This is a genomic window from Christiangramia sediminicola (assembly GCF_031344135.1).
Lineage (GTDB): Bacteria > Bacteroidota > Bacteroidia > Flavobacteriales > Flavobacteriaceae > Christiangramia > Christiangramia sediminicola.
In genome coordinates, this window is record NZ_JAVJIU010000002.1 from 195,558 (window position 1) to 221,360 (window position 25,803).

Here is a 25,803-nt window from a genome sequence, read left to right on the forward strand (position 1 = left end):
AAAAATTGAGTGGAACCAAATTAATTCTGATAAACCTGGTTAAAGCTTAAATATAAAGATTATATAGTATAAAAAGGAGTATGAAATTTTGGAAGTAATGACTACTAATTTTAATCTTTAATTTTGCTAAGCCGTTTATACTCGTCCAGCGGGATCATTCCGGCAGATCTTCGTAGGGAATCCACTTTCGCAGTGTCTTTGATAGGATATAATTCATGGACCTTTTTTTCTTTGCCGGTTACAGAATCTTTGATCGTTATTATGAGATACTGACTTCCATAGATCTGAGGGAGATCTCTATGTAACAAATAACGATCATGGTACATAGCGGCTAGATTTTCATCAAGTTGACCAGTTTTTCCAGCTTTAATAATCATGGGTAAATATTGATCCTGAATGCTATCTGGGGAATGTTGTAAAACGAAAAAGGCAGCCTTACGCGTTGGATAACCCACAATAGAATCGCCAGGATATGTATTTATATTATTGATGATCTGCAAAACCTTTATCAGATTTACCGAATCCAATTTTTTCTGGTTTTCCCATAAGTTTTTCATCTGTGGTGAGTCCCAGCCGTACCTGTCTGAAGTATCCTGCAACATTGCTCTGTATTTCTGATCTGCTTTATAGATGCTGTCCAATTCATTTTTAATCTGTTCCTTATAGGCTGCCGAAATTGACTTATCTTTCTTTTCTTCAGCACAACCATGAAATAAGACAAATCCGATTATCAGGAAAATTATTTTTTTCAGTTGCATTTTTTTGAAAGTATTTGATTTGAATAATATGCTTGAAAATCTGAAAATTGAATTGGGATTCTCAAAAAATACTCAAACTTAAACGCTAATTAAAAACTATATATCTAAGTAAACTAATATATAACCAAGATATAGTGTTAGTTGAAATCTATGCTGAAATTATTCTGTGTGCCATATTTTTCAGGCTTTCCAATAGATACCATATATCGATCGTATGAAGCTTTTTTTAACCATTGAACGGTATATTCATTTTTTAGTTTATCGCTATTTGCAGCCTCTTCAGCCAATTCTGAAGCAATTTTATAATCTTTACTATTATCGCTGTGATGGAATATGAATGCAGCGTGAAACTTATCTTTCGGATTGGAGATCTTACCCTGATGGTAGTAATTTTTAATTTGCCTTAATCGAATGCTATCTCTTTCCTCTAGTTTGCTGAAATAATCTATAAACGATTTAATTTCCTTTCTATCATTCTGGTCTGTATTGTAGGCGTATTCAAGGTTTCTGCTCACATTATCAGTTTCCATTAATGCGTTTTCATATGGTTGAAATAATGATGAAAAAACTCCGATGAGACAGGTTAGAATAATTAAAATCGGAATTTTATAAAGACGATTATTGAACCTCTTAAAAATAGCAATTAGACCTACAATTATTAAAAAAAGTAAGCTTAACATTGCTATAATGATTAGAAGGAATTTAAACCAGGTAATGTGATAAGATAGAATGGATGTAATTATTGCTAAGCTTAAAACGAGGATGATTTTCTTCATATAGTAAGGGGTTTCCTGAGTTTACAAGGGTTTATATAACGACGATTAGAATTAGAATTTGTTGCAAAATATAACTAAGGGGTCTTATTGCAAAAGATAGAAAAAGTGATGATTTGGACTTTTGGGCTTAGTATTGGTTTGTTGGTAATCGTTGTCTTGCTAAGGCTGTCGGCTATTGGCGATGAACCGTTGTTCTATGCAGTTATAAATTTCCGTATTTTCCTTTTAGACCTTTAAGTAATGAATCTGGATCGTAGCAAAAACCATTTTTATAAATTTTGTAGATTTTTTCAATAGCTTTTTCGTCAAACTCCAGATCTCCATCTAAGATTATAAAATCGGCTCTTTTCCCAGTTTCTATTGTTCCAATATCTGTCCTTCCTAATTTTATAGCTCCATTTTTAGTCATTATGTTTATTACTTCCTGCGTTGTAAAACCAGCTTCTATTAATAGTATGAAATTTCTTTGGTCCCCGAATCCTGGTAAAACATGCCGGCCTGCATCAACACCTGCTGATAGTATTCCTCCCTTTTTATAGAATTTATACTCAAATTCCATTATTCGCTTTAAACGTTTTTCTCTGGTTTTGCTAACCTCTTTATTTGAACTATTGCTTATATTTTTGAAGTTATTACGAAATGACTCTGACATTATTTCTGAACTACGCTCATCGATGATACTTCTGGAAGAAACACTTGCTTCATAAATGCTCAAAGTTGAAGTAAGAACAGTTTCATTTTCTACTAAATTATCGAGTAGGTCTTCAACTTCTTCCGAATCTAGATCTAATTCATCTATATATTCTCTCGAGCCAGAACATTTACCAACTTCTTTTTCGCCTCTAAAGTCTGAAACACTATTTAACCCATGTTCAATAGCATCTATACCCATTTCTGAAGCTTCTTTAAATGTAATGGAACAAAGATGCCCCGTAACCTTTAATTTATTTTTGTGAGCTTCGTCGATTACTATTTTAAGGAATTCAGGTTCTATATTTCTATATACCTTAAACCACTTGGCGCCTTTATCTGTCCAGAATTTGATGGTATCTCTTAATTGATCTTCATTTCGAGGAATTATCATGTTCGGATTTCCGCCTTTACCAGTAATATAAGGTCCACTAGGAATAATTTCAGGTCCTAAAATTTCGCCTGTTTCTATCTTTCTTGCAATTTCTATTTCCTTGTTAGGTGAAGCTGCTCCGCAGGTTTGAATAGTTGTAACACCAGAGGCTAAATATAATTTAGTTGCAATTTCCCCCAGAAAAGGATTACCGGGAATATGAAGATGATTATGAACACCAACTAAACCAGGAATCATAGTTTTTCCTTTACCGTCTATAATCCTTACACCTTTAGATATTTTGAAATCCGAGGAATTAAAAACCTTCTTAAATATTCCATCTTCAATTAAAACAGTCGTGTTATTTTGAATTGGTCCTCCAGTTCCATCAATAAGTTTTATGTTTTTTATTAAAACTATCTCTGAATTAGACCTTTGTGCTACTACCAGGGCTACGTTTAATAGTAGGATTAGGATAAAAAATAATTTTTTCAAATCTCCATTTTTATAATTGCATAGAACGGTTTGCGGTTATCGCAAGTTGCGGGAGTAAGGGACGCGGATTTGTCGGCTTAGTATTGGTTTATTGGCCAAGTTAATTATTTTCTTACTAACGGTGCCGCTTATTGGCGATTAACCGTTGTTGCCAATAGTTTTATAACGGCATGCTAAATTTGAAGTTAGTTTTATCTTTCACAGATGTTACCTCTAATTTGCCATTATGTGCTTTAGCAATTTCAGAAGCTATATATAGCCCTAATCCTAATCCATCTTTTTTAGTTTCTGATTTGGTTGTGGTAAATGGTTTAAAAATATCTTTGATGGTGTGTTCGGGAATAGGGTCCGAAGAATTGATAACTTCCAGAACAAACTGATCTTCTGAGTTATTGGCATTTATGTAGATAGGAGCAGAGGAAAAACCATGTTTTACAGCATTACTGAGTAGGTTTGATAATAATTGGCTAACTCTGTTAGTATCACAACTTACATGCTTATCAAAACTGATATCTGAAATGATTTCATGAGTTGAGTCTGTAGTTTCAATTTCTTGAATAACCTGTTTTAATGCGTTTTCTAATTTATCATTACTTTTTTCAAGGTCTAATGATATACCCTGTCCCAATTCACTTTTCGTAAAATCTAAAAGGTTATCAATTAATTCCTGCATCCTAAAGGAACTTGACTTAATTGAACTTACGTATTTCTTTGCATCTTCATTAATATCTTTTTGTAATAAAATATCTGCACAGAGCCTGGTACTCATTAAAGGATTACGCAAATCATGCCCGAGAACAGCCATAAAGGTTTCTCGAAGGTTTGCATTCTTTTTTTCATCCTTGAGTAGATCTTTCGTGTGATTTAATTCCTCAATAGAGTCTAAATGAAAAGATATTAATTCAGCATAGAGTTGAAATAGATTTTTGGTTTGTTCATTTTCAAGTTTAGCAGGTTCAGGATCAATTGCGCATAAGGTGCCAAAAAAACTGCCGTCTTTACGATGAATGGGAAATGAGATATAACTTTTAAAACCATATTTAGCGGGTGTATGGTGGTTACAATATTTTGAACTCTCTGGCACATTGTCAATAATAACAGGATTCGAATGTTGTCTTATTTCATTGCAAAGGGTTGTTTCCAGTTCTAATTCATCTCCTGGTTTCAAACCAAAGTTAATTTGATCCTGTGATATGCACGTCACCCATTTTTTATCGGTAACCCTAGCTATTGCAGCAAACCTCATACCCGTACTTTGACAAATTACGTTGAGCATTGGAGGAATTGAAGATATTTGAGAAATGTTTGCGATATCTTTTTGAATATCAACGCTTAAATTTGTACTCATACCTGGAATATACTTTTTTTAAAAGTACAAAACTAAATTTAAAATTATTGGCAACGGTCTCGGTTATCGCCAGTTGGCGGAGTAAGGGACGCGGTTTTGTCGGCTTGGTATTGGTTTATTGGCCAAGTTAATTATTTTCTTACTAACGGTGCCGCTTATTGGCGATTAACCGTTGTTGGCAGCTGTATTTTGAATAAATTAAACTTATTTATTCAAATGAACAAACCGTAGTTATTGTCGTCTCATCACCAATAAAAACCGCAATTTGTTCATATTCTTCTGGAATATCATCAATACAGATATTATATAAATATGGATATATGCCTATTGAACCTACATCATTGGCGATAAAAGTTTCGAGTACTGATGAGTTTTTTAAAATTAGTTCATCAAAGAAGTTTTCCGATATATTAAGCCATTTTAAATTTTTTAGGCAATGAAGATCGATAATGTCAGGTTCACCGCCTTCTAAATACTCCATATTAAGTTCTTCTAAGGATGGAGTTTGACAAAAATTAATTTTTAAAAAACTATTTACTAAGCTGAATTTTTTAAGAATATCGCAACCTTCTAAATTCACATTCAAGAAGTAAATTGGATTATATTCATCGTCAACAAAACTTGTTCCTCCAGGTCTGTTATTGGATAAATTTAATTCTACTAATTTATTTAAACCTGAGAGATCAAGATTCTCAAAAAAATCTGTGGATAAATGATTAATCTGTAGATACTCTAGTTTTTTCAAATTTGTTAGATCATAACTAATAAGTTCAGAATCTATATTTTCTTCGTATAAATATCCAACTGAACTAGTCAATTCTAGCTTTTTAATATTAATAAAATGTTCTATTCCTTTCAGATCAACAAATTTTACGGGTGAACCATAATCAAACTCCAATATTAGGTTTATTACTGCTTCAGCTTCACTTCTTTGAATTTTACCATCATTATTAGAATCGACACTTTTTTCAGGAATAGAATCTCCATTGTTATCTACACAATTTTCATTTAGTAATGTGTTCCTAAAATTTTCATCAGGAATAAATATAATGTCTTCTTGAACAGGATTTTCTTGTTCATCTGGTTGACTATCAGTTGTACAGGAAAAAATAATTACAAGAGTAATAATAATTATTAATATTCTTTTGGATGCTGAAATCATGATTTGAAGATTAGTGATTATGTAAATTATCACTAAAAATTAAATTATAACGGTAAAAGGTAAAAATTTAGATAAAAGTGTTCTTTTTATCTTTGAATATTTTCGTAAGTAACTGAAATTTAATAAAATATTGCGTAGAACGGTCTCGGTTATCGCCAGTTGGCGGAGTAAGGGACGCGGATTTGTCGGCTTAGTATTGGTTTGTTTGTCAAGTTAATTATTTTCTTTCTAACGGTGCCGCTTATTGGCGATGAACCGTCTTAAGTTTAATTTCTCTAAATTTTGATAGTTAATCAGAAAGAACCAAAGAGAGGAATAAGATTAAATGAACCGTGGGAACTCAAGATTCCGTCAACAATGATAATCCCCTCTCTTTTCTACTTCAATTTCGTTTAGTTCTGTGAGACCTGGATCTCGTTTTAAAGTCGATGAAACCAAAGTAGCTGTTCTTTCCAAATTTAAAGTCATGAATAAAATTAAACATTTTTACGGAGTAGACATCAGCAAATCATTTTTTGATGTAGTTAATCAGGATGGAAAGCATGATCAGTTTTCTAATGATGTAAAAGGCTTTAAGAGCTTCCTTAAAGCTATTGGGAAAGATAGCCTGGTAGTAATGGAAGCCACTGGTTATTATCATTACCGATTAGCTCAGTTTTTATATGAGAAAGGTATCACGGTATCGGTTGTAAATCCACTTTCTGTCAAGCGTTTTATTCAGATGAAGCTCTCCAAGATCAAGACCGATAAGAGCGATGCCAAAGCGATCTGTGAATATGCACAGGCTACGAATGTTCCATTGTATAGCGCCAGGAATGCTGTACAGGCAGAATGCTTGCAGTTGCTGAGTCTTCAGGATCTTTACCTGAAACAACGTACTGCCTTGAAGAATAAGGTCCATGGAGAAAAAGCCCTCGGTACACCTTCGAAGACAGTCACTCGATCTCTGAATCGATCGTTAAAGCAATTAGAGAAGGAATTAGCGCAGATCGAAGCAAAGCTGGAATGCTTAGTCAGAGAAACCCAGGAAAAGCAACTGGAGCAGTTGACCAGCATTCCGGGAATGGGAAAGAAAACGGCCATGCTTCTAATTGTGCTTACAGACGGATTCACCAATTTTGAGAGTGCCAGGCAGCTATGTTGTTTTACCGGACTTACTCCAACGATCAGGCAGTCTGGAACCAGTGTAAGAGGCCGAAGCCGGATAAGCAAAGTAGGCAATCGAAAACTTCGGAATTTACTATTCATGTGCAGCTTCACTGCCTGCAAAACAAATAAGGCTTGCAGAGAGATCTATGAGCGTATTGTAGCGAAAGGGAAGAGTAAGAAACTGGCATTGATCGCTGTTTGTAACAAGCTCCTGAAACAGGCTTTTGCCATCGCTAAATCAGGAACTTTTTACCAGGAAAATTATATGTCGAAATTAACTTAAAAGGACTAGGATTTTACCTTAGTTCTTTGTTGTTGCGCGTTTAGCAATTAATATTCTTCTTTAGTTTTTTAAATAGGAGTTTTTCTTGAATTCGCTGAACGAGCCAAAACCATAATAATATTAGTGGAAAAATTAATATGCTCCATAAAGGAATTTTAGTGTCATTCATTATTTGGGCAAAAATCACAATTGTAAATAAAATAAGTACGAAGTATAATTCAAATCTGATTTTAGTACTTAATATTAATCTTGTTGATTTATTATCAATTTCTTCAATTTTTCCAAATCCTCTTATTCCCTCCATTATTTTTGGAAAGCCCTGCATATATAGAGTTCCAATTGAAAATCTCGAATAAAATTTGAATGATGATAAGGTTGACCATTTAATTAGAAACTTTTTCTCATTCTTCTGAATCTTTTTAATCAGATTTTCTTTAGAATCTGGAAAAATAATTTCCTCATTAAGTGTTATAAAATCTAATAGATTTTTCAATTTTAGTTCTTCTTAATTGTTTAGGATTTACTTTTAAATTTTCTTTTTAGTTGGAACTTAGTGAATGCGCTACAACGGTCTCGGCTATCGCAAGTTGCGGGAGTTAGGACGCGGAGTTGTCGGTTTATTGGTTTTCTTTCCTGGTTTCTAAAATTACACTTTTTCGACTAAACCCGTTATTTGCGATGAGCCGTTGTTGTGCATTGTTTTTTTAATCAGGTTTCATTTTAAACGTTTCCAAGCTTTGAATCATAATTGCCATTTTCTTCTTTATATTTTTAGTTTGAGATGCAGAAGCCGTTAGATTATAAAAAATTCCCTCTTTATCGGTTTCTAAAATAAAACTAATTGCTTCGCTTTCTCCTTTATTTTCAGTGTTAGGTTTAGTATGAATGAAATATGATTTTTGATTTAAAATGTTGGTTAACCCAGATTCAACAATTGATCTATCATAATGGCTATTTTCTATTAATTCTAAACAATATTTAAATTCAGATTCTAGATCCTTTTTATCTCCGAAACTTTTAATTTTTTGAATTGAAATAATATCTACCAAACCATTTTCGTCAGGTTGAGAAACAGCATCAATAGCTAATTTAATGTTGTCATATTCTTCAATTTTCCATTCCCAACCTGAAGGTATAAATAAAGAAAATTCATTATTCGGATATTGGATTTTTTGTTTTTGAAATTCTATTTCATAATTCGAAAACTGTTTTAATGTGTTTTCGTTTTTAGAACAGGAAATAATTGATAGTAGAATTAAAAGCTTTAATAGGATTTTCATTCAAAAAAAATTATGCACAACGGTCTCGGTTATCGCCAGTTGGCGGAATAGTGGACACGGATTTGTCGGCTTAGTAATGGTTTGTTGATCAAGTTAATTTTTTTCTTACTAACGGTGCCGCTTATTGGCGATGAACCGTTGTTGTTGCGCGTTTTTATTTGTAATAGAATGAAATTAATATAATAATAACGGCTAAACTTATATTTATCAGACTAATTTTATTTTTCTCAACAAGTAGATCCACAAAAGAGATTATCGCACTTATAGAACCCACGGTAAATACCGTAAGAAAGAAAATATATTTTACTCCAGCTTCTAAGCCACGTTGATCAGGATTACTTACATTGAAATCAGGTTCTGTTGAATATAGATGAAATATATCAATCATCGATATTACTATAATAGGGATGCTAATTATTGACAAGAAGATCAAATGAAGAATTCTTAAGTTTTTTATTTCTACACTTATCATCTTCGCTTTGAATTTAAATTATTTTAATAAGTCTTATAATTTTTTAATTGCAGCCTCTAAAGTTCTTTTAAGTCGACCTATTTCGATTTTATTTTGAATTATTCTATGTGCGTATTGACATAATATTAGATCAAAATCTATATAATAATTCTTATTCTTAACATTTTTAAAATTGGTTATAATTGGTCTTTGATAGGATATATCATTTTTACGTAAAGTGTTTAGCTGCCAACTTATATTCTTGTTTTTTTTAATCAAGATTTCACCAAAATATATAGCTAAATCATTACAAATAGAGAAAGATCTACCATCTGGCTCATTTGGTAAATTGTGATTTTCCCTAATCACACTGGGGAACCAAGAATCTAGCTTTTCAACACTTTCCAATGTATAATCTAATTTTATATTTTCTAAAATTGTAAGCTTTTCAAGCTCTTGGATTCTTTGATCAAGGCTATGTAAGTGTAATTTAAAATGTTTTTCCGCTTCTGTACGAGATAATTGGTGAAGAGGTTCAATTACTTCTGGATCAAAAATTTTATAACTCATAATTGATATTACTGTAAGTTAGTTATAAAAATGCGCTACAACGGTCTCGGTTATCGCCAGTTGGCGGAGTAGGGGACGCGGATTTGTCGGCTTAGTATTGGTTTGTTGGCCAAGTTAATTATTTTCTTTCTAAGGCTGCCGCTTATTGGCGATGAACCGTTGTTGTTGCAAGTTTTATCTAGTTAAAATCTACTTGAAAACGTTCTTCTAATATTTCCTTTCTTAACTCTTTATTGTATTCAAATTCTGTTCTAAAACCAGATAATTTATCTTTTGGAAATAAATCACTAGGTCCAAAATATAGGAGCAGATTAATTTTATTAATTCCAGTAAGGGAGTCTGTATTTAAATAATATGGAATTCGGTAAACTTCTTGTCCCATATTATTCTTTTTATCAATTAATTCTAGTTTTGGATCAGCATTTTTAAACTCGGAATCTTGAAATAATCTTTCTAGAATATCGAAATTATTATCCTTTGGCATCTCTGTACTTCTATTTTCTATCAATGCTAAGAATTTATCTTTTTCGTTGTTCTTTAAATATTCAGAAATTTTTTCTGATGTTTCTTTAATCGCAAAGTCAGTCTTTTCTTTAGAACAACTATTTATTGAGATTATTAAAATCAGAAGTATAAGTTTACGAATCATTCAGTGATAAAATTTGCTACAACGGTTTGCGGTTATCGCAAGTTGCGGGAGTAGGCACGCGGACTTGTCGGCATAACCATTTTCGTTCTTGATTTCTAAAATTACACTTTTTCTAGAATACCCGTAATTTGAGATGAACCGCTGTTGTGTGCTGTAACCTATCGTTCCAATATTTCTTTGAATTCGTTTTCTATTTCTTTAAGAATAGGGGATATTATTTCCGGTACTTTTTTATAAGCTGTAAAAGCTTTCATTCTTGTTTCTGCATTTGGACGATCACCAGCTCTAGTCAGAAATTGATTTTCGTAATATGAATGGAAAATTTCTAACTCTTCTTTTAAATAAGAGTCAATCAATTCAATTATCTTTTCATTTAAAAAGATTTTATAGTCGGTGAAGAGCGTCACAAATTCATTATGTTTATCATAATAATTTTTATAAAGTTCATCTTCGTATTCTTCAAATGTTTGATGTTCTGGTTTATATTTTACGGGCGAAATATATTTTTGTAGATTTTTTAATTTTCTATTTAAAGCTTTATAAACCAATTCTAATATTTCAAATCTTTTTTCGTGAAGCTTCGAGAATTTAAAATTATTCTGATTGTTTATTAAATCTAATTCCGCGTTTAATCTGGCCAATTCTGTGTTGTAACCATTCCTGACTGATTCAATCTTTTTATCAAATTTATTTCTTATACTTCCTTTTACTCTTTCTGTAATATATAGTGTGATTAAGGACGCAAATATTGTTGGAAGAATAGATAGGATTAAAATTTCAATTAATTGTTCCATCTTTTATAGGTTATTGCACACAACGGTCTCGGTTATCGCCAGTTGGCGGAGTAGGGGACGCGGATTTGTCGGCTTAGTATTGGTTCGTTGATCAAGTTAATTATTTTCTTTCTAACGGTGCCGCTTATTGGCGATTAACCGTTGTTAGCCACAGTTATTATATTTTAAAGTTTTTGATTAATTCATCATAATCTTCATTTTCCGAATTAGTAACTATCATTGTCATAGTTTTTAATCCTTTTGTAATTAAGTATTGAGTTACATAAAGTTGATCTTGGTTCTTTAATCTTAGAAATTTCACTTTTATTACGTCGGCATAACTCAAATTATAAAATTTTTTCTGTTTTAGTTTAAATTCTTGATTTTGCTCCTTGGCGTCGAGGGAAAAATTCATTTGAAGCATATCTACGAATATGTTCATTGTCTTTTCACTGAGGCTAGTATATTCTCCTAAAATAAATGTGATAGTATTTTCTGGATTTTTAGAATCAATAAAATACTCAAATTCACCTCCGGAGTTATGCAATCTCAAAAACTTTTTATTATTTAATGGAAGACTATCTAATGAATTAGTCAGTTTGAATTTGCTTTGGAAAATCGAATCTAAAGACGCATTTTGATAATTTGCAGGAAGATAAAATCGCTTTTCTAAGAAATTAATGGATTGCAATTTGTAATTAGGGAATTCCGATTGAAATTCATTTTTTGAATCATTACAGCCTAAATTTGTAATAACTAATATTAGAAGTAAAATTTTTCTCATAATTGTGGCTAACGGTTACGGTTACCGCAAGTTGCGGGATTAAGGATGCGGATTTGTCAGCTTAACTATTTTCTTTCCTGGTTTCTAAAATTACACTTTTTCGATTAAACCCGTTATTTGCGGTGAACCGATGTTGGCAATAGTTATGATTCGAATTTTTTGAATTTATTACCGTCTTTTAGAATTATTGAATCATCTTTTATTTTATTTATTTCGTATTTAAACGTTTTATCTGAAATAATTTTTGGACCTGCTGGCTCTAGTATTATTTCTATTTTTTTTGATGAAGAATTAGATAAATCGAATTCAAATGATTCGTATCCTATAAATAATATTCGATAATTTTCTTTTTCCGAGTTGCGCTTTTTTGAAATAGTTACTTCTCCAGATTTGTTTACTTGATATCCTTTATCATATTCAAAAGAATTTGATCCTAATAAGATGGTAGCTGGCATTGGCATTCGATCGTTGTATCCATCTAAAATTTTAAAATGTAGTTTTATTGAGTCTTTGTTATTTTGATTGAGAATATTTTCAGTATTTATTTTACTTTTTTGTTTAGTCTCTACTTTATCAAAATTTAGAGTCAGTTTTTTAGACGTTAAACTAAAATTTCCGGTTCCTATACTTTCAACTCCTAAACAACCGTGAGTAGAATATTCAAACTTTGAATTTTCTCTAAACTCAATACATATTGAACTAAACCCTCCATTAAATGAATTGCAATATTTTCCTTTTAGGTTATTTTGAGAATAGAAAATTGAAACTTTTAATATTAGTATTAAAATTAGGAATTTTTTCATATCATAATTATTTCCAACGGTCTCGGTTATCGCCAGTTGGCGGATTAAGGGACACGGATTTGTCGGCTTAATATTGGTTTGTTGGTCAAGTTAATTATTTTCTTACTAACGGTGCCGCTTATTGGCGATGAACCGTTGTTATGCAGCGTTAAGCACCAGAATAATACTCATTTAGACATGTGAGTTTGGTTATATCTTTAATTTCTTCAATCTTTTTAGATTCTGAGTTTGCTTTCCAGGCCTTTAGAATTTCTTGAATTGAATCTTTATCTGTTCTCCTCAAAATTGCAATTATTTCTTCTGGAAGTGAATTTTCCATTTCACAATATCCAATTGAAATATATGTATTACTGTTTAGGTTATTAATTTTTAGTGTATCAATAATTGAATAATGTTCCTGGTAATTTTCATCTAAAGCTATTCTGTTGAATAAGACAATATTCTCTTCGTTTCTTTTTATATGGGTAATTCTATGGGTTGAATCAGAACCATCTTTAGCATACGAAGTATCTGTAATTTTATCATATTCTTTAAAAACCGACAACTCTTTATAATCAGAAAACGATTTTTCCATTAAATCAGTTTCATTACTTGAACTTGATTTTTTCTTATTTTCACAACTCATTATTAGAAGTGATAAAGTCAGTATTGTAATTAGTTGTCTCATAATTTAATGCTGCATAACGGTTTGCGGTTATCGCAAGTTGCGGGAGTAGGGATGCGGACTTGTCGGCTAACGCATTAGTTTGTTAGGAAACTAATTTAGTTCTTTTTTGTAAAACCCGGAATTTGGGATGAACCGCTGTTGTGTGCTGTTTTCTAGTTTGGAACAACAGTAATAGTTTTTTCGAAATAAATTTTATTTCTCTGTTTCGATAAACTATCTGAAGTAATATCATATTGTGGACCTACTTGAATGTCGTAATATTCCATTACATATCCTCGTAATTTATGAGATCCAATATTCTTCATTTGTTTACCAAAAGCTACAGTTTTTTTTGGATCATATTGTTTAAAAAATTTTCTATTTATTGAATCATATTCTAGATTTTGAAAAATTGTGAGGAAAGTCTTTCTTTCATTTGATAAATTCTGTTTTAAAATATCCAAACTATCTTCTATAGCGACTATAATTTTGGAATTTTTTTGTTGAAATTTTGACTTTTTTAGGATTAAAATAGCTTTTAGAAAACCATTTTTTGGTATTGTATCATTATTAAATTTGATTTCAATATTGTCTTTTAAATAAAAGTTTGATTTATCAACTTTTTCATTTTTTCCCTGTTCATTTTTATCCTTGTTTTGGCATCCGAAACTAAAAATAAATATTGGAAAAATAATTAAAAGTCTCTTTATCATTTAGTTAGGTTTTTGTGAAAATTGCACACAACATGTTATATCCACCCAAATATACACGTTTAATCGAGAAGGTTCCGGGATAACGATAGGTTTGGGTTGTCTTTAGCCTTCTCCAATAACTCCTTAATACTCTCATCCAACGGACTCCTAATCTTCATTAGATCCTTCTTCGTTACATGTGTATAGATCATGGTAGTTTCTGGCCTGGAATGTCCCAGTAGTTCCTGTATATAACGCAGATCTATCCCGTTTTCTAGCATATGGGTCGCATAAGAATGTCTTAGCGTATGTGGACTTACCCTTTTTCTAATTCGCGCCCTGTGTACAGATTCCTTTAGAAAATTTCGTATTCCAGAAGCGGTATATTGCCCGCCATTTATGCCTTCAACAAAGTATATTTTAGGCTGGTACGTCTGCAGGTAATTATAAAACAATGGAAGAAAACTTTCCGCGAGCATAACATAACGGTCTTTTCTACCTTTTGACTGCCTTACTAGAATTTGTTGCCTGTCTATATCAATTTCCTGTAGCTTCAAACTCAATAATTCACCAATTCTAAGTCCGGAAGAATACATAAGAGCCAAAATACAACGGTGCTTTAAATTGCGGGTAGCTCTCAACAACTCGATCACTTCTTCCTTACTTAGTACTCCTGGTAAATATTTGCTTTTATCGGGACGCTTTAATTTTGAAGTATCAATTTCTTCCTGTTCCGTAAACTCAAAATAATGCTTCAATGCACTTATACACTGGCGGTGGGAACTTATTGAATACTTCTTGCCTGCAATTTCAGCCTCTATAAATCGGTCTACGTCTTGCAGGTTAAAATAGGATCTACCACTATGATAATTCAGGAATTTAGAAGTGTAATGGCAATACGTGCGAATAGTACTTTCACTATATCGCCGTCCGTCAAGATAATTCTGAAAATCCTTAATCTGTATTTCTTCAGGAGTATTTTTAATTTCATTATCAGGTTCCATATGGGAAGGCAGCTGTAAAAGATCCAGAGCAGAATAGTTCACATAAAAGCTGAGTTTGTTCAAATGTTTCAAGAGCCTGTCCAGGTTTTCCCTGTTAGCACCATAATAAAAACACCCAAATGTATTGCTCCAGCGAATGCCCGGCAATGTTTTTAAGTGTTCAATAGCCTCACGATCAAAACTGAAATCAATTCCAATTTGCTTAGTATCATGATGCCGAAACTCATACAGTCTGATATTTTTCATATGCTCTAAAATCGAATAAAAATAACTGAAAAACAGTCACTTAATTCCAAATTCTGTAAAAATTAACGTGTCGTCAGTAAATGGTTTTTACTTCAGGTATTCAATTTCAATTTGCTCACGCATTTGGTGTAAAATGATCTTTTCTATCTCTTCTGAAGAATGAAAAATGCTTAATCTATAATTTGAATGATTTTCAGTTGAATTATGAAGATCGTCATAACCCCTAAGAATGGTTAAATTTGCACCCAATTCTATCACCTCCATTTGTTTAGCGGCCATTTCTACTTTTTTTCCCCAGAGAAAGTTTAAGCCATCCACATTAAATGTAGTTACCGAAAATCCTTTTTTTCCATCAATATGAGGTTCTATCTTAATGGCGCGTTTTACTCCGGAATTGGATTCTGAAATTCCATCGTTTTTATAATAAACCACTTGTCTCGAAGACCTGAAATAGATGTCTGAAATATCAAATACTGAAAGTGTGTTTCCGGGTTTTTCGATCTTGATGCCAACATCTTCAAAAACATTAAAAAGCAGTTTTAATTCTTCTCTGCCCATGTCACCATCAGCATACGCCATTTCATGCAGCATGATGGCAAGCGAATGTTTTTTTGCTTCGCTCATATTTTCCAGGATCCCATTAGCCTGTTGAATATTGAATTTTCTAGCTTCCTCTACAAATTCAGAATCGAATTCCAGTAATTTCATTAATTGCCCGAGGTATTCCATTTCACCGTTCTCTACCTTGTTATCTGCCAGGATCACCCGGTCTATGTCTTTTACAATGGCTAATTTTTCAGCAAGATTGAATTCCATGAAAGCTCGATTTTAAAGTTGAACAAAATTTTCGATAGGAGACAATCGGGGGGAGAAAGTTTTAAATATACTGAAAATCAGTCACATAAATAATCTTTATTTAAATAATTAAGTCGCCTTTAGGCATAAAAAAAACCGGAACTAATGCTCCGGTTTTCAGTTATAAAATTCTTTGATTTTTTTCTAGGCCATCATCACTGCCTTGATATTAACAAATTCATGCAGTCCAAATGTTCCATGTTCTCTTCCGTAACCAGAATCTTTCACTCCTCCAAATGGCATATTTGGTTTAGCAAGCCCGAAGGAGTTTATAAAAACCATTCCTGTGTCAAAATGATATTTAGCCAGGTCTTTTGCTTTTTCTTCATCTTTAGAAAATATTCCTCCACCAAGTCCAAATCTACTTGAATTTGCAATATCCATGGCGTCTTCAGCATCTTTTGCTTTGATCAGGGAAGCAACCGGCCCAAAAAGCTCATCATCATATGCCGGCATTCCAGGTTTTAATTCATCAAGCACAGTGGCAGGGTAGAAGTACCCATCACCATCTGGCATTTTTCCTCCACAGAGAATTTTGGCTCCCTGTTTCACACTTTCCTCTACCTGTTCATGTAATTCGTCACGTAGATCTTTTCTCGCCATAGGTCCTATGTCAGAATCTTCCTTGGTAGGATCTCCGGCCTTGATGTTAGACATTTGCTTCACAAATGCTTCTTTGAATTGGTCATAAACTTTGTCTACCACGATAAAGCGTTTTGCAGCGACACAGGTTTCTCCGTTATTATAAACTCTACCCTGCACGCAGGTTTCAACGGCTAGCTCGATATCGGCATCTTCCAGCACAATATAAGCATCGTTACTTCCCAGTTCAAGTACAGTTTTCTTTAAGTTTTCTCCTGCTTTCTTTCCAATAATCTTTCCAGCATCCGGGCTTCCGGTAAGGGTTACTCCGCGTACCAGTTTATTTTCAATTACCGCATCACTTTGATCGTGAGAGATCAACAAAACTTTAAAAAGATTTTCTGGCAGTCCTGCTTCCAAATAAATTTTCTCTAACAATAATGCACTACCGGTAACATTTTCAGCATGCTTAAGCAAAACTCCGTTTCCTGCCATCAGGTTAGCGATAGAATATCTTACTACCTGGTAACTCGGAAAATTCCATGGTTGGATTCCGTAAATAACTCCAAGTGGAGAATGGGTGATAAATCCCTTTCCACCTTCAGGTAATTCACGTTCTTCATCTTTAAGACTGTCAGGACCATTCTTGGCGGTGTATTCACAAATTCCGGAACAAAGGTCTACTTCCTGTTCACCCTGTTTTAAGAGTTTTCCCATTTCATTGGTCATCAGCTTCACGAGCTCATCTTTATGCTCGGCGATCTTTTCCCCGATCTTACTAATAACCTTCGCACGTTCTTGTGCTGGTTTTGCTTTCCACTTTAAAAAAGCTTCGTGGCAGGATTCAATGGCAGACTTCATTTCAGCATCTGTCATCATTTTGTATTCTTTCAGTGCCTTTCCGGTTGCCGGATTCGTTGTTTTTAGCATTTTTTCTTCAGACATAATTCTTCTTTTTTATAGCAATTTTCTTTTGAATAAAGATAATTAGAATGTCTGCAGCAGTATGATAACGGGCTGTTAAACAATGGAAGGTTTGAGCCCTTTCAGTTTAAAGTTTTGATAAAATTTCGAGGTTGAATTTCATTTTTGCTGAATTCTGAATGAGTAGCGGCATAAGAATAATTTCAATATCTATAAACTATTAGTCTACCTCACCGCTAGGTTTTATTCTTGAATATTCTTCCTAATTTTACGTAACAAACAATTTTTCCCATGCGTACTGAATTGGAAGAGGCTTATGGATTCCTCTTTGAAAAAGAATTGATAGATGATATTGTTGAGAACGGAACCCTTAAAAAGGTTGCTGCCGGGGAGAAGATCATTGAGATTGGCGAATATGTTACCGGTATGCCTTTGCTTTTAAAAGGAGCTATTAAAATTCTAAGAGAAGACAGTGATGGTGACGAGCTGTTGCTTTATTTCCTGGAAAGGGGAGATACTTGTGCGATGACACTTAATTGCTGTTTAGGGCAAACCAAAAGTGAAATTCGTGCGGTTGCTGAAAATGATACTACTCTGGTCATGATCCCAATTTCTAAAATGGAAGAGTGGACCGCAAAGTATAAGTCATGGAGAAATTTTGTTTTTGAATCTTACCATACCCGACTTTCAGAAATGCTTGATACTATCGATACCATCGCATTTTTGAATATGGATGAGCGCTTGATGAGATATCTACGCGATAAAGTAAAGATTAACCGGAATGAAAATTTGCAGGTGACTCACCAGGAAATAGCTTATGATCTACATACCTCAAGGGTTGTGGTTTCCAGGTTGTTGAAAAAGCTTGAGAAGGATGGAAAGATCTCCCTGCAAAGAAATCATATTACGGTTCTGGACCTTTAAAAAACCTTTGTAACACTTGTTACTGTGGGCGCCTGGGATACAGGATACATTTGCCCTAAATAAATCACGAGATGGATATACTTGAAATTCTAGGTTACTTTGGAGCATTATTAATTGGGGTTGTATTAGGATTGATTGGCGGTGGCGGATCAATACTTACAGTTCCGGTGCTGGTATATCTAATGGCAATTAATCCTGTGACCGCTACAGCATATTCTCTATTTGTTGTGGGAACTTCTTCGTTGGTTGGAGCAATTAGAAATATTCCAAAGAAACTTATCGATTTTAGAACGGCGATCGTATTTGCTATTCCTGCCTTTATATCGGTATATCTTACCCGTAAATATCTGGTTCCTGCGATTCCTGAAGAGATCTTTACTGTTTCAGGATTTACAATAACAAAGAATATTGGGATCATGCTCTTTTTCGCCATTATAATGGTGATCGCTTCAATTTCCATGATCAAGGAAAAAAGCAATGGCAGAAACCTGGAAGAGGAAAAAGTAAATTATAACTATCCCCTAATTATAATAGAAGGATTAGTGGTTGGGTTGTTAACAGGTATAGTTGGAGCAGGAGGCGGATTTTTAATAATCCCTGCTTTGGTAATTCTGGCAAAACTTCCTATGAAAAAGGCGGTGGCCACGTCGCTTTTGATCATTGCCGTTAAATCGCTGATAGGCTTTATTGGAGATGTTCAAAACATGGAGATAGACTGGATGTTTTTGATGATTTTCACAGGACTTTCTATCGCCGGGATCTGGCTGGGTGTTTATTTAAATAATTTTATCGATGGTAAAAAGCTGAAAAAAGGATTCGGTTGGTTCGTATTATTAATGGGGATCTATATCATGTGGAATGAATTATTTTAATTCTGTGTTAAAAAATGGCTTTTAAAGCTTGATGAATATTGTATATCAGGTAATTAGTGTATTTTTATACTTGCCGAAATATAGATTACTCCCTTACTCCCCCCCTTAAAGACTACATGTTTAAGTTTCCTGAGATGATTCAGGATATTGTTTGCATGAAGTAAAAAATAGAAGATTCAAATGTTATTTATCCGGATTTCTGAGCATGTTTTTCAGGAGTTAGGTTTGGGGGGAAACAAATGCACGCACAACTCCGCGTTGCAACCAGATAAAACCTTCTCCTCAACGGGAGCTAGAATAGTTTAGGTTAAGGCTCCGTTTAGAATGGTTATTTCGCTCAGTTATCCGGATATTTTTAGCATCTAGTATTCAATTTCTTCTCAAGGAATTTATTTCGAAATTGTCCGAAATTAGGCGGAAAGTGATAAGGCCAAACCTCTATTTTTCCGTAAATTTATTGGCCGAAAGAATAGTGTGATTCTTCATTTTAAATGAGGGATTGCTAACGAAAAAATTCCATTGATGGAAAACCTCGATTTCGCCAGACTTCAAATGGCATTTACCCTCGGATTTCATATAATTTTTGCGTGTATTGGCATGGTGATGCCTTTTTTTATGGTGGTATCTCACCGTAAGTGGTTAAATACACGAAATCCGGTTTATTTAGATCTCACCAAAGCCTGGCAACGTGGCGTGGCCATATTCTTTGTTACTGGCGCAGTTTCTGGAACCGCCCTCTCTTTTGAACTTGGGATGCTATGGCCGGAATTTATGAAACATGCTGGGCCGGTAATTGGGATGCCATTTTCCCTGGAAGGCGCTGCATTCTTTGTAGAAGCGATAGCGCTTGGATTTTACCTTTACGGCTGGAAAAAGTTACCTGAAACTTTTCACTGGATTACCGGGATCATTATCGGGATTTCCGGGGTTGTGTCTGGGATACTGGTTGTTTCAGCAAACGCCTGGATGAATTCGCCAACTGGATTTGATGTGGTGAATGGTGAATTTGTAAATATAGATCCCGTAAAGGCATTTCTAAATGATGCCTGGTTTACTCAGGCGCTTCACATGACCTTAGCCGCTTTTGCAGCAACTGGTTTTGCGGTTGCCGGAATTCATGCTTTTCAGATACTCAGAAAGAAAAGAACAGCACTTCATATTGAGGCATTTAAAATTGCTATTTTCTTTGGTGGAATTGCCGCCTTGTTGCAACCTATAAGCGGTGATATTTCAGCTAAAGATGTAGCTGAAAGACAGCCGGTAAAACTGGCCGCCATGGAAGCGCATTACGAAACCGAGAAAGGAGCTCCATTATTCATTGGCGGACTGGTTGACGAAGAAAACAAAGAAGTTACACATAAGATTGAAATTCCTAACGCATTATCATTTCTGGCATTTGGTGATTTTGATGCAGAAGTGCAGGGATTAAATGATTTTCCTGAAGAAGATCTGCCGCCTGTTCCTATTGTGCATTATGCCTTCCAGACGATGGTGGGAATTGGATCTTTACTCATGCTTGCCGCGCTTATCTACTTTATAAGCCTTAAGAAAAAAAGCTGGATGGAAAACAGAAAATACTGGTGGCTTTTTGCACTGTTGAGTCCGTTAGGCTTTATAGCTGTGGAAGCCGGCTGGGTGGTGACCGAAGTTGGTAGGCAACCATGGATAGTTTACAATATCATGCGTACATCAGAAGCAGTAACGCCTATGCCAGGCCTGGAATATAGTTTTTATATTTACGTCGCAGTTTACACAATTCTCGCCATCACGGTGACCTGGTTAATGCACAGGCAGATCAAGGTACTTAATAACTCAAATGTCTAGCTATGTTATACGTTGTATTATTCTTTACCTTCTTTTCTCTTTTCCTATATGTTCTTCTGGGCGGTGCAGATTTTGGTGCAGGTATCGTGGAGTTGTTTTCGTCGCGAGAAAATAAAAAACTGAACAGGGATACAATCTATAAAATAATGGGACCTATATGGGAAGCCAACCATATCTGGCTCATCATTCTTATCGTCATCTTATGGATCGCCTTTCCTGAATATTTCAATATTATTATTATTTACCTGCATATTCCATTAACCCTGGTATTACTAGGCATTACTATGCGTGGTGTTGCTTTTATATTCAGGCATTATGATGCTGTGGTAGATCGCTCTCAGGATTGGTATAACCGGATGTTCAGAATTTCAAGTCTTATTACTCCTATTTTCCTGGGAATGTCTTTCGGTGCATTGGTAAGTGGAAAGATCGTAGTAACTCAGGATTATTCAAACACTACTTTTGCTGAGATATTTATGGATCCCTGGTTGAATATCTTCACATTTTTAACCGGGCTGTTCTATGCGGCCTTATGTGCTTTTCTTGCCTCAACATTATTGATCGGGGAAACCTCCGGAGATATTAGAAAAATGTATAGCCGCAAATCCGGAATTTTCACTGTGGTACTTGTGATTATCGGCGGAGCAGTATTGGCGTATGGCTATATAACCGATATGGTATTCGTAAAAGATTTTCTTTTGAATAAGATTTCTCTTGCCAGTATTGGTCTTTCAGCGTTATTGCTTATTCCGCTTTGGAGAGCCATAAAAAGAAGGCATAGTATTCTTACCAGGATCTATGCAGGTATGCAGATCATGCTGGTGATTTTCGCAGCCGTGAATACGCATTTCCCTAATTTGATCATTACCAAGTCTGTTGAAGTGAATATGCTGGAAGGAACAGCTCCGGAATCAGTGATAAAAGTTCTGGCGATCTCTTTGCTTATTGGTGGAGGCGTTATTTTACCTGGCTTATTTCACCTGATGAAATCTTTTAATATGATTAGAATTCCGAGTCCAAAATCGGATAAAGATTAAACTCTGAATTGCTAAAAAATGTTTAAAAGCCTTTGCGATCTTGGTGATAGCAGGTTTTTTAGGTACTTTAATTTTTGATATCTAATTAAAAACAGAAGAAAATGAGAACGTTGATTACAAAAGGATTGTTTCTAAGTGCAATTATGTTATTTATTGCCTGTGGTGAAAGTACAGATGTTGTAGAGTCAGGAACTTACCAGGGAACGATTAAGGAGGTGGAAGCAGATAAAACTGAGATTTATGTTTCTACTGATGATGACAAAACTCTTGAATTGTATTTTACTGAAACTACCAGTTTAATGAAAAACGGAAGTGAAGTAGAATTTTCAGAGCTTAAAGAAGGTCAGAAAGTAGAAGTAGAAGTTGAAAAGAATGGAAAAAGACTGGATCCTATTTCAGTTAAAATCCTGGAATAACAATGAACGAATTACCAGAATTCTTTCGGACAGAGGTGTTTCATCCTCTGTCCGTTCATTTTCCGATCGTTTTACTGCTAATGGCAACACTTTTTAAACTGATTGGTTTATGGTCTTCTAAAATCACATGGGACCACGGTGGTCGTTTCCTTTTGTTACTTGGAGTGATTGGAGTATGGATTGCGATTTACACCGGTGATCTGGCCGATGGGATTGTATCAAGACAACTCTGTGATCCAACCGTATTAAAAGAGCATGAAAATTTTGCTTACACTACTGCCTGGATCTTTACCGCTACATTGATTCTGGAATTCTTAATGAAGTATGTAGATCTTTTAAAAAATAGGATCACTTCAGTTTTACTTGTAATTTTAATACTTGCCGGTTCAGGAACATTAACTTATGTTGGGCATCTTGGTGCTGAATTGGTTTATCAGCAGGCAGCAGGCGTGAACATTCCTTCTGAAGATTGTTCAGAATTTAATTAGATATTAAAACACAAAATAAATGACCGATCTTAAATCACACTGGGAAAATATCTATTCTAAAAAGAATTTCGAGGAGACCAGCTGGTTCCAGGAGAAGCCCGAAACTTCAATAAATATCATCCAGTCATTAGGCCTTTCAAAAGAGGCTCCAATTATTGACATAGGTGGAGGTAATAGTTACCTGGTAGATAACCTATTGGATTTAGGTTATAGTAAGCTTAGTGTATTGGATATTTCGGAAACTGCCATAAAGAAAGCGAAGTCAAGATTAGGTGAAAAAGCTGAAGATGTGGAATGGATAGTTAATGATGTGACTGCCAATCAATTTTCTTCTGAATATGAAGTATGGCATGATCGAGCAGCTTTTCATTTTCTCACCGATGAGGATAAAGTAAAAGATTATATATCAAACTTAAAAACATCACTTAGATCTGGTGGATATCTTATTCTGGGAACCTTTTCTGAAAATGGACCCGATAAATGTAGCGGAATAGAGATCAAGAAATACTCTTCAGAACAAATGGAGAAGTTGTTTGAAAAGGATTTTGAGATCGTTCGTTTGGAGAACCTGGATCACAAGACTCCCTGGGATGCGGTGCAGAATTTCACTTTCGGACTTTTCCGAAGGAAATAATTCAATTATTAATAATTCCGTGATTTCTATTTAAAAGCGCTATTTTTAAGCTCATACATTTTTTGAGCCCTTGACGAAATTCACGAATAAAACCGTACTTATTACAGGAGGTGCTTCAGGTATAGGTTTACTTATGCTTAAAGCCGCTATTAAAAGATCGGCTTCAAATCTTATAATTCTGGACCTCAATTCTGCTGCGCTTAAAAAAATAGAAGCTGAATTTTTTGGCTCAGATTGTAATATCACCTGTATTACCACAGATATTTCTAAGGAAGACGAACTGAAATCTGCAGTTGAAAAAATTGAACTTAAAGGACTTCAGTTTGATATTTTAATTAATAACGCAGGTATTGTTACCGGCAAGAGTTTTAGAGAGCATTCTTTAACTGATATAGATCGCAATATGCAAGTCAACTCTATAGCTCCCATGAAACTCACGAGCCTGTTACTGCCAGCTATGCTTGATAAGAAACAGGGGCATATCATAAACATTTCTTCTGCAGCCAGTATGCTTTCAAATCCGGGAATGTCGGTTTACTGTGCCAGTAAATGGGCGATGACCGGCTGGTCTGATTCTTTAAGACTGGAAATGGAACGAGGCAATACCGGAGTGAAAGTATTAACCGTAACCCCATATTATATAGATACCGGAATGTTTCGCGGAGTTGAATCGCCTGTAATTCCACTTTTGAAACCTGAAAAGGTAGTTTCAAAAATTATAAAGGCGATAGAAAATGACAGCATCATTCTTAGAACTCCCAAAATTATATATACGCTTCCGTTAGTTAAAGGTATTTTGCCCAAAAGATTACTGGATATTGTGATAGGAAGATTTTTTGGGATTTATAGCTCCATGGATAAATTTAAAGGTAGAAACAATGAATAAGACTGAATTAAGGAACTTGCTTGATAAGCAAAAATCTGCTTTTAAAAAATCACCACCAGATGTCAAGACCAGGCTGAAAAACCTGAAAAAGCTTTCAGATGTTGTTGAGGAAAATAAAGAAAGATTGATTGACGCGGTTTATAAAGATTTTGGATTAAGGTCCAGGGAAGAAACCTTGTTCCTGGAAATTTTCCCATTGCAGGATGAAATTAGCCATGCGATGAAAAACATTAGAAGCTGGGCAAAGCGAAGATATGTTCAGGGAGCCTGGTTTTTATTACCAAGTTCTGCTTATTACCAGTTTCAGCCTTTAGGTTCGGTAGGAATTATGGGAGCATGGAATTATCAGGTCTTATTAAGTTTAAGTCCGTTAGTCGATGCCATCGCTGCCGGAAACCATGCCATTATCAAGCCTTCAGAAATTGCTCCTGAATCGGCTGAGGTGATAAAGGAAATTATCAATTCAAACTTTCCTGAAGAATATATCCACTGCGTAACCGGTGATGCTGAGGTTGCAAAAGAGTTTTCAGCGATGCCATTTGATCATTTATTCTTTACGGGCTCAACACGTATAGGAAAACTTATCATGGCTGCAGCTGCGCCAAATTTAACCCCGGTTACTCTAGAGTTGGGAGGAAAATCTCCGGCAATTATTCATGAATCTTATTCATCAAAATTGGCGGCGAAAAGGATAATGGCTGGCAAACTATTTAATTGCGGGCAAACCTGTGTGGCAACAGATTATGTGATCTTGCCCACTTCATTAAATACTGAATTTGAAAAGGAGGTAAAAGAAATAGTGAAAAAGTTCTATCCAGACATATTCAATAGTGAGCAATACAGCCGCATCATTAATCAGGATCACTATAAGCGTTTGGAAGCTTTACTTGAAGATGCGAAAGGGAAAGGAGCAAAAATAATTGAACTGATCAATTCCGAAAAGCAGGTAGCGGGGTTGATGACGCCCAAACTGGTTTTCAATGTTTCAGATGAAATGGATTTAATGCAAGAGGAAATCTTTGGTCCCATCCTGCCAATTGTGAATTTGGAGAACCTGGATACGTCTATTGAATATGTGAATAACAGCCCTAAACCATTAGCGCTGTATTATTTTGATGATAATAAGAAAAGGATCAATAAACTTTTAAAATATACTATGTCTGGCGGAGTTTTAATTAATGATACTGTATATCACCTCGCCCAGCATAACCTTCCTTTTGGTGGAGTGGGAGCTAGTGGAATGGGTCATTATCATGGCTTTGATGGTTTCAAGACTTTCTCAAAAAAACGAGCTGTAATGCATCAAAAAAGAATCGCGGCATCAGATTTTTTACATCCGCCTTTCACCGAATTGAAAAAGAGACTGATCAAATTTATGGGTAGCATTACCAAAGCCTGATGTTTCAACCACTTTTTTTAAATTTGAATT

27 protein-coding genes are annotated in these 25,803 nt (G+C 34.6%); 10 read left to right on the forward strand and 17 right to left on the reverse strand.

Annotation, left to right across the window (positions count from 1 at the left end):
* Window positions 1–110: 110 nt before the first annotated feature.
* From RE431_RS04705 to RE431_RS04725, 5 genes are all read right to left on the reverse strand, one after another.
* On the reverse strand, window positions 111–758 hold the full coding sequence (locus RE431_RS04705; RefSeq protein WP_309560811.1) for a DUF6624 domain-containing protein: 648 nt from the start codon (window positions 756–758) through the stop codon (window positions 111–113).
* A 137-nt stretch (window positions 759–895) separates the two neighbouring features.
* Window positions 896–1,288, reverse strand: a complete 393-nt coding sequence (locus RE431_RS04710) for a hypothetical protein (RefSeq protein WP_309560812.1) — start codon at window positions 1,286–1,288, stop codon at window positions 896–898.
* A 448-nt stretch (window positions 1,289–1,736) separates the two neighbouring features.
* Window positions 1,737–3,092 (reverse strand): amidohydrolase family protein, encoded by a 1,356-nt coding sequence (locus tag RE431_RS04715; RefSeq protein ID WP_309560813.1) that lies wholly within the window; start codon window positions 3,090–3,092, stop codon window positions 1,737–1,739.
* A gap of 160 nt (window positions 3,093–3,252) precedes the next feature.
* Window positions 3,253–4,440 carry a GAF domain-containing sensor histidine kinase gene (locus RE431_RS04720; protein ID WP_309560814.1) on the reverse strand — a complete coding sequence of 396 codons (1,188 nt, stop codon included), beginning with the start codon at window positions 4,438–4,440 and terminating at the stop codon, window positions 3,253–3,255.
* Window positions 4,441–4,648: 208 nt separating this feature from the next.
* A complete protein-coding gene (locus RE431_RS04725; protein WP_309560815.1) occupies window positions 4,649–5,602 on the reverse strand; it encodes a leucine-rich repeat domain-containing protein in 954 nt (317 codons plus the stop codon).
* Window positions 5,603–6,068: 466 nt separating this feature from the next.
* Between RE431_RS04725 and RE431_RS04730 the strand changes: the two genes are divergently transcribed.
* The gene (locus tag RE431_RS04730; protein ID WP_309560816.1) at window positions 6,069–7,034 is read left to right on the forward strand and encodes an IS110 family RNA-guided transposase; all 966 of its coding nucleotides are present in this window, start codon (window positions 6,069–6,071) and stop codon (window positions 7,032–7,034) included.
* Between the two features lie 40 nt (window positions 7,035–7,074).
* On the opposite strand, the gene RE431_RS04735 is transcribed toward RE431_RS04730, so the two are convergent.
* The 12 genes from RE431_RS04735 to RE431_RS04790 all read right to left on the reverse strand — a co-directional run bounded on the left by RE431_RS04735 (window position 7,075) and on the right by RE431_RS04790 (window position 17,314).
* Window positions 7,075–7,527, reverse strand: coding sequence for a hypothetical protein (locus RE431_RS04735; protein WP_309560817.1), 453 nt, complete (start codon window positions 7,525–7,527; stop codon window positions 7,075–7,077).
* 211 nt (window positions 7,528–7,738) lie between these two features.
* Window positions 7,739–8,314 carry a PsbP-related protein gene (locus tag RE431_RS04740; protein WP_309560818.1) on the reverse strand — a complete coding sequence of 192 codons (576 nt, stop codon included), beginning with the start codon at window positions 8,312–8,314 and terminating at the stop codon, window positions 7,739–7,741.
* A 505-nt stretch (window positions 8,315–8,819) separates the two neighbouring features.
* Window positions 8,820–9,335 carry a hypothetical protein gene (locus RE431_RS04745; protein WP_309560819.1) on the reverse strand — a complete coding sequence of 172 codons (516 nt, stop codon included), beginning with the start codon at window positions 9,333–9,335 and terminating at the stop codon, window positions 8,820–8,822.
* 178 nt (window positions 9,336–9,513) lie between these two features.
* Complete coding sequence (locus tag RE431_RS04750; protein WP_309560820.1) at window positions 9,514–9,984, reverse strand: hypothetical protein; 471 nt, start codon at window positions 9,982–9,984, stop codon at window positions 9,514–9,516.
* A 158-nt stretch (window positions 9,985–10,142) separates the two neighbouring features.
* Complete coding sequence (locus tag RE431_RS04755) at window positions 10,143–10,778, reverse strand: hypothetical protein (protein WP_309560821.1); 636 nt, start codon at window positions 10,776–10,778, stop codon at window positions 10,143–10,145.
* Window positions 10,779–10,935: 157 nt separating this feature from the next.
* The gene (locus tag RE431_RS04760) at window positions 10,936–11,541 is read right to left on the reverse strand and encodes a hypothetical protein (RefSeq protein ID WP_309560822.1); all 606 of its coding nucleotides are present in this window, start codon (window positions 11,539–11,541) and stop codon (window positions 10,936–10,938) included.
* 143 nt (window positions 11,542–11,684) lie between these two features.
* Entirely contained in the window at window positions 11,685–12,344 is a 660-nt protein-coding gene (locus tag RE431_RS04765; protein ID WP_309560823.1) for a hypothetical protein, read from the reverse strand.
* Between the two features lie 148 nt (window positions 12,345–12,492).
* The gene (locus RE431_RS04770) at window positions 12,493–13,011 is read right to left on the reverse strand and encodes a hypothetical protein (RefSeq protein WP_309560824.1); all 519 of its coding nucleotides are present in this window, start codon (window positions 13,009–13,011) and stop codon (window positions 12,493–12,495) included.
* 152 nt (window positions 13,012–13,163) lie between these two features.
* Entirely contained in the window at window positions 13,164–13,703 is a 540-nt protein-coding gene (locus tag RE431_RS04775) for a hypothetical protein (protein WP_309560825.1), read from the reverse strand.
* Between the two features lie 59 nt (window positions 13,704–13,762).
* The gene (locus tag RE431_RS04780; protein WP_309560826.1) at window positions 13,763–14,932 is read right to left on the reverse strand and encodes a tyrosine-type recombinase/integrase; all 1,170 of its coding nucleotides are present in this window, start codon (window positions 14,930–14,932) and stop codon (window positions 13,763–13,765) included.
* Window positions 14,933–15,019: 87 nt separating this feature from the next.
* The gene (locus tag RE431_RS04785; RefSeq protein ID WP_309560827.1) at window positions 15,020–15,748 is read right to left on the reverse strand and encodes a tellurite resistance TerB family protein; all 729 of its coding nucleotides are present in this window, start codon (window positions 15,746–15,748) and stop codon (window positions 15,020–15,022) included.
* A gap of 183 nt (window positions 15,749–15,931) precedes the next feature.
* Entirely contained in the window at window positions 15,932–17,314 is a 1,383-nt protein-coding gene (locus tag RE431_RS04790; protein WP_309560828.1) for an NAD-dependent succinate-semialdehyde dehydrogenase, read from the reverse strand.
* Between the two features lie 270 nt (window positions 17,315–17,584).
* On the opposite strand from RE431_RS04790, the gene RE431_RS04795 reads away from it, so the two are divergent.
* The 9 genes from RE431_RS04795 (at window position 17,585) to RE431_RS04835 (ending at window position 25,773) form a co-directional block, all read left to right on the forward strand.
* Complete coding sequence (locus RE431_RS04795) at window positions 17,585–18,217, forward strand: Crp/Fnr family transcriptional regulator (protein ID WP_309560829.1); 633 nt, start codon at window positions 17,585–17,587, stop codon at window positions 18,215–18,217.
* Between the two features lie 71 nt (window positions 18,218–18,288).
* A complete protein-coding gene (locus RE431_RS04800; protein WP_309560830.1) occupies window positions 18,289–19,089 on the forward strand; it encodes a sulfite exporter TauE/SafE family protein in 801 nt (266 codons plus the stop codon).
* Between the two features lie 522 nt (window positions 19,090–19,611).
* Window positions 19,612–20,913, forward strand: coding sequence for a cytochrome ubiquinol oxidase subunit I (locus tag RE431_RS04805; RefSeq protein WP_309560831.1), 1,302 nt, complete (start codon window positions 19,612–19,614; stop codon window positions 20,911–20,913).
* Window positions 20,914–20,915: 2 nt separating this feature from the next.
* Window positions 20,916–21,950 (forward strand): cytochrome d ubiquinol oxidase subunit II, encoded by a 1,035-nt coding sequence (locus tag RE431_RS04810; RefSeq protein WP_309560832.1) that lies wholly within the window; start codon window positions 20,916–20,918, stop codon window positions 21,948–21,950.
* A gap of 101 nt (window positions 21,951–22,051) precedes the next feature.
* On the forward strand, window positions 22,052–22,366 hold the full coding sequence (locus tag RE431_RS04815; protein ID WP_309560833.1) for a hypothetical protein: 315 nt from the start codon (window positions 22,052–22,054) through the stop codon (window positions 22,364–22,366).
* A gap of 80 nt (window positions 22,367–22,446) precedes the next feature.
* Window positions 22,447–22,854, forward strand: a complete 408-nt coding sequence (locus tag RE431_RS04820; protein WP_408914507.1) for a DUF2231 domain-containing protein — start codon at window positions 22,447–22,449, stop codon at window positions 22,852–22,854.
* A 19-nt stretch (window positions 22,855–22,873) separates the two neighbouring features.
* The gene (locus RE431_RS04825; RefSeq protein WP_309560835.1) at window positions 22,874–23,488 is read left to right on the forward strand and encodes a class I SAM-dependent methyltransferase; all 615 of its coding nucleotides are present in this window, start codon (window positions 22,874–22,876) and stop codon (window positions 23,486–23,488) included.
* A gap of 70 nt (window positions 23,489–23,558) precedes the next feature.
* Window positions 23,559–24,374, forward strand: a complete 816-nt coding sequence (locus RE431_RS04830) for an SDR family oxidoreductase (RefSeq protein WP_309560836.1) — start codon at window positions 23,559–23,561, stop codon at window positions 24,372–24,374.
* On the forward strand, window positions 24,367–25,773 hold the full coding sequence (locus RE431_RS04835; protein ID WP_309560837.1) for a coniferyl aldehyde dehydrogenase: 1,407 nt from the start codon (window positions 24,367–24,369) through the stop codon (window positions 25,771–25,773). The genes RE431_RS04830 and RE431_RS04835 overlap by 8 nt, the downstream gene beginning before the upstream one ends.
* Window positions 25,774–25,803: the final 30 nt, after the last annotated feature.